Raw genomic sequence first — 3476 nt, forward strand, 5'->3', positions numbered from 1 at the left:
ATACTGCTCCTCAGCGGGGGTAGCGTTAACGACTGCGCTGCAAAACGCCATCATGTCTACCTGCCCGGCACGAGGGGACAGACCCTTTGCGTCCAGGAAGAAGTGATAGGCTCGCTCAGTCATTTCAGCGGCAGTCATCCGGGGTTTATTGTCTGGCATATCCGTACCTTGTCCTCTGCTGCTCAGGAGGCACAGCCCGGCAGCGGCTATCGAAGTCAGGTACATCCTCATGCTGGTGGATGTACCGGGTTCATCAGTCTTCCAGTGAATGGCCTTTAAAGCGTCTCACATAGCGTTTAATTTCAGTTTCGGCCTGTTCCAGTACAGCTCGGTTGCAGTGCTCAAGAACACAGTAAGGCCCATGTGCTGGCCCGCCATCGCTGGTTTCGCAGGCATCAAGCTTGAGCCGAACGGAGGCATCGAAGATAAATTGGGTGATTTTCGCAATGGAGATCTGGTCTTTGTCTTCCTGCTCTTTGGTGTCGATGACATCGCCGTTATACACGTCGAAATCGAGCCGCAGGCGGTAAACTGTGTCGATTGCCATAATCGGATCCCTTCAGAGGATGTCGTAGATGACTGGGACGCGGCCACGTTCTACCTGTTGATTCAGGGTGCGGAAACCACCGTGATCAACGATGTAGAATTCACCCGCCACGGCGGAGCGATGGAAGTCGGCGAGCTCTTCAGTGCCAAAGACGAAAACCGGGGTTCCAGAGGGGACGGTCATGCAGGCAGTTTTTCCGCCATAGCCGCGAACCGTAAAGGTGATTACCCCATCCGCGCTGGTGGGCAGGAAATCGGCGAAAATCGAATGAAAGGCTTTATTCGCCTTATCGCTGAATACGTCGGTCAGTGTCTGCATGATGCGCCCCGTGATCTCGTTTTATGTTGTACTGATACCAGTACAACACGGGCCCGGCAGGTGACGAAGGCGATACGTCGGGTATTATCAGAATGAATATGTCGGTCTGAAATGGTTTATCAGTGAGCCATCAGCTCCGGCCCCGGGACGCGAATCAACGGTCGTTATGCTGTAGCACCTCCACGAACTGTCCGCAGCTGTCGCAGCAGTACTCATTGGCGAACCTGCCATCGTCTTTCCAGTTGTTTGCCCCGCAGCGGCAGAGCAGTACACGTACCTGAGAAGGGCGGATGCGAGCTTGACCGAATTTGGTTGTCCACTGAGGCTCGCCATCAAAGCGAAAAGAGTCAATGCGAAACCTGCTTTCGCGTTCGTAGGTGTTGAGGTATTTGAAGTACAGCTCTTCAGAGAGAATGGCATCGGTCATCGTGTATTCCCTGTCTGGCCCCGTGGAGGGTGATTTGCGGCAGAGTGTTGCGTTGCGAAAACTGCCAGGTTGTCGGAGCCATTACACCACGGGTCATACAGGTCACGAAGGGGGTTACTTACCAGCCAGCGCTTTCTCTTCCCTGGTAGCCAGGCGCATTTGCCCGAAACCTTCACGGATCAGCAACGGCTTTTCTTTCTTCCAGCCCTTAACGACGGACTCACCGAAACGACGCGGGGCGTTACCATTCCAGGTGGCTATGACGTGGTTATCATGGACTTCGACAATCACGACCGGGTGGACGACAACTGTTTTAAGTGTGGTGTTGCCCATATTTACCCGGCTAACCGACCAGACACTCATCCCGACTTCCAGCTGGCTTATTTTCATCTTCATTTCCTTCTAAACGAACGTAGTGCGCCACGGCGTAATGTCGTGACGCACATTACCATGCCCGGGGCTTATCAGAACATAAGCCAGGTGGCGTTACCGGCAGTATTTCTGGACTGGTAGGCTTTTGCCTGCGCGTGAAGCAGCTTCCACAGCTGACGAAGTGTAGCAGCATGATTTTCACCACCAGCATTAACCCGCAGTTCGCCGATCTCGCGGGTAACAGTGAAACAATTCCGGCTCTCATCCCAGCCTGAATGTTCACGCGCTTCCACCACCAGATCATTAGACGTATCAGGGCCGGTCTTTGCTGCATTCAGCACGAACTCCGTTTTAACAGTAATACGGCTGGCGTTATCCGGCGCATCCAGAAAGACGGTGAACCCCTCAGTTCGGCGGTCAGTTATACGACGGCTCCCCCAGGAGGTGATCCCCCTCTGGACACGCATCATTGAAAGAGCGTGGGACTCGGTTGCCTGCACTGTGCGATACAGGTCGGTCAGGGAAGAAAGGCTGAAGCTTTCAGGGGCAGTCTGGATAGCGTCGGTCATGGTAGATCCTCGGTTATATGGTGTGTTTTCTGGCTTCAGTAGCTGTCGTTTGCCACGTAATAGGACGTGCCTGGATAGAAGTAGCGGTAATCCGGCTGCATGTCATTGGTGATGACGGATGCTTCTTCCCAGACCCCGCTGGTGGACATAAACTCATCTGTCGTTTCATTCTCCAGCCGCATATAGCGTTCAGGAGCGCATTCCGCCCAGGCGCGTTTCACCGTATCCCAGTTAGCGTACTGGCTGATTTCAATATTCAGGGGCGCATTCTTCTCAGGCTGGTTACGGCGGGAACTCAGCACGAAATTCAGCTTCAGGACGATACGACTGTCGTTGTCAGGAGTATCCATCCAGATCTGGTATTCAGCCGTAGGCCGGGATGACTGGTTTTTGCGGCCCCACGAGGTGACACCGGTTTTAACCTGGACTATCGAGACTTTATGCGCATCAGTCTTGCCAACGCTGGTCATCAATTCAGACAGACTTTTAAACATGGTGCATCCCCAGTGATTATTGGTATGTTCGTTTTGTTTACTTATTAAATCACTGGTTACCCGGGTGACGAAGTCAGAGCCGGGTAAAAAAAGGACAAAATTTGCGGATTAGTGGCTGGTGGTGGTATTGGCCTGCGGGACAGGGCCATCGAACAATTTGTCAAAAAATTCCACGCCACGCTGGTACACATCGCGCAGCTCCATATCTTCACGCTCGGTCAGGCCCATCTTATTGAGCACGGCAAGGCCGGTACGAAGGCGAGGAATCAATACGGTTTCCAGATAGATCCTGCGGCCCGCAATAATTTCCGGGGATGCTTCATTGATGTAAAAATCAACGGTTTTCGTGATGCTGAAGTGCTTTACTTCGCTCATCGTCTGGTACTCCTCAGAATGATGTCATGATACTCGGTTTGATTCAGGGGAGGGGAGCAACCCGGGCAAACAAGCCCGGGCGCAGGCAGCAGTTATTCGAGACCCAGTGCAACGTGATCGCCATCATCAGAAAGGCGAATGAATAGCATCTGCGTACCGCCGCTCAAGCCGAACTGGAGATCCCAGCCTGGGACAGAAGATGTCTCGCATTCACGCACATCGATGACCTGGTCACGGTAGAGCAAGAAGCGTGTATCAGACTTGTCATCTTCAGCGACGTGGGCCATCTGATCAGCAAATTTGTCTTCGAGGTCGAACCAGCTTTCCAGCCAGACCTTATCAGAGACCAGGCTGATACCGCAGGCGGATTCCGC

The 3476-nt window shown here is 53.2% G+C and carries 7 protein-coding genes and 1 pseudogene; all 8 read right to left on the reverse strand.

Going from position 1 to position 3476, the window contains the following annotated elements:
* Positions 1–253 precede the first annotated feature (253 nt).
* Entirely contained in the window at positions 254–547 is a 294-nt protein-coding gene (locus HMPREF1144_RS10165; RefSeq protein WP_007372274.1) for a hypothetical protein, read from the reverse strand.
* A 12-nt stretch (positions 548–559) separates the two neighbouring features.
* A complete protein-coding gene (locus HMPREF1144_RS32930; RefSeq protein ID WP_016241563.1) occupies positions 560–865 on the reverse strand; it encodes a hypothetical protein in 306 nt (101 codons plus the stop codon).
* 154 nt (positions 866–1019) lie between these two features.
* Positions 1020–1292: a hypothetical protein gene (locus tag HMPREF1144_RS10175; protein WP_007372272.1), complete on the reverse strand. Its 273-nt coding sequence runs from the start codon at positions 1290–1292 to the stop codon at positions 1020–1022.
* Positions 1293–1406: 114 nt separating this feature from the next.
* Positions 1407–1682 carry a hypothetical protein gene (locus HMPREF1144_RS10180; RefSeq protein ID WP_007372271.1) on the reverse strand — a complete coding sequence of 92 codons (276 nt, stop codon included), beginning with the start codon at positions 1680–1682 and terminating at the stop codon, positions 1407–1409.
* Positions 1683–1756: 74 nt separating this feature from the next.
* On the reverse strand, positions 1757–2233 hold the full coding sequence (locus tag HMPREF1144_RS10185; RefSeq protein ID WP_007372270.1) for a hypothetical protein: 477 nt from the start codon (positions 2231–2233) through the stop codon (positions 1757–1759).
* A gap of 35 nt (positions 2234–2268) precedes the next feature.
* Positions 2269–2727, reverse strand: coding sequence for a hypothetical protein (locus tag HMPREF1144_RS10190; RefSeq protein ID WP_007372269.1), 459 nt, complete (start codon positions 2725–2727; stop codon positions 2269–2271).
* 108 nt (positions 2728–2835) lie between these two features.
* Positions 2836–3102, reverse strand: coding sequence for a hypothetical protein (locus HMPREF1144_RS10195; protein WP_007372268.1), 267 nt, complete (start codon positions 3100–3102; stop codon positions 2836–2838).
* Positions 3103–3194: 92 nt separating this feature from the next.
* Positions 3195–3476, reverse strand: a pseudogene (locus tag HMPREF1144_RS10200) (hypothetical protein); the annotation flags it as partial.

This window comes from Klebsiella sp. OBRC7, assembly GCF_000293135.1.
GTDB classification, from domain to species: Bacteria; Pseudomonadota; Gammaproteobacteria; order Enterobacterales; family Enterobacteriaceae; genus Klebsiella; species Klebsiella michiganensis.